Origin of the sequence: Streptomyces sp. NPDC006134 (assembly GCF_040628835.1) — a bacterium.
Classification (GTDB): Bacteria; Actinomycetota; Actinomycetes; order Streptomycetales; family Streptomycetaceae; genus Streptomyces.
In genome coordinates this window covers 1-1,071 of record NZ_JBEXTV010000154.1, presented here as the reverse complement: position 1 = coordinate 1,071, position 1,071 = coordinate 1, and the positions used below count along the sequence as shown (strand labels likewise).

At 70.5% G+C, this 1,071-nt stretch carries 1 protein-coding gene; it reads left to right on the top strand.

What is annotated here, in order from left to right; genetic code table 11:
- Positions 1 to 227: 227 nt before the first annotated feature.
- Positions 228 to 1,071 (top strand): IS110 family transposase (locus tag ABZ340_RS36605; RefSeq protein WP_358786219.1); only part of this gene is annotated, 844 nt, incomplete at its 3' end.

The following is a 1,071-nucleotide window of genomic DNA, read 5'->3' as shown; positions in this document are numbered from 1 at the left end:
GCTGGCCTCCGGGCCCGGCATGACTGTTGCCCCCTGTCGAACGGATGACCTGGGGGGTGGTGTCACCGGGCCCGAGGGGTGCCGTCGGAGACGCTGATCAGAGGTCCGACCACCGCCGGGCCGGGCGCAATGCCCGGCCGTTCGCGGACGGCAGGTCTGCATAACGTGGCTGCGCGAGAACGGCACCGCTGCCGGGCCGGCACGGATCGACGTATGTTGGGGGCACGATGGTCGACATCGACGGGGTGGGCGTCTTCCTGGGCCTGGACGTCGGCAAGCACGCACATCACGGCCACGGACTGACTCCGGCCGGAAAGAAGGTCTTCGACAAGCCGCTGCCCAACAGCGAACCGAGGCTGCGGGCCGTCTTCGACAAGCTCCAGGCCAAGTTCGGCACGGTTCTGCTGGTCGTGGACCAGCCCGCCTCCATCGGTGCCCTCCCGCTGACCGTCGCCCGCCACGCGGGCTGTCAGGTCGCCTACCTGCCCGGACTCGCGATGCGACGGATCGCCGACCTCTACCCGGGCGAGGCCAAGACCGACGCCAAGGACGCGGCCGTCATCGCGGACGCCGCCCGCACCATGCCTCACACCCTGCGCACCCTCGACCTGACCGACGAGGTCACCGCCGAGCTGACCATGCTCGTCGGCTTCGACCAGGACCTCGCCGGGGAGGCCAACCGCACCAGCAACCGCATCCGCGGCCTGCTCACCCAGTTCCACCCCAGCCTGGAGCGCGTCCTGGGCCCCCGCCTGGACCACCCGGCGGTGACCTGGCTCCTCGAGCGCCACGGGTCCCCGCAAGCTCTGCGCAAGGCCGGCCGCCGCAAACTCGTTGAGGTCGTCCGCCCGAGAGCACCACGCATGGCCGAGCGGCTCGTCGACGACATCTTCGACGCGCTCGACGAGCAGACCGTCACCGTCCCCGGCACCGGCACGCTCGACGTGATCGTCCCTTCGCTGGCGAAGTCGCTGGCCGCCGTCCATGAACAACGCCGGGCTCTGGAAGCCCGGATCGAAACCCTGCTGGAGGCCCACCCTCTTTCCCAGGTCCTGACCTCGATGCCCGGCA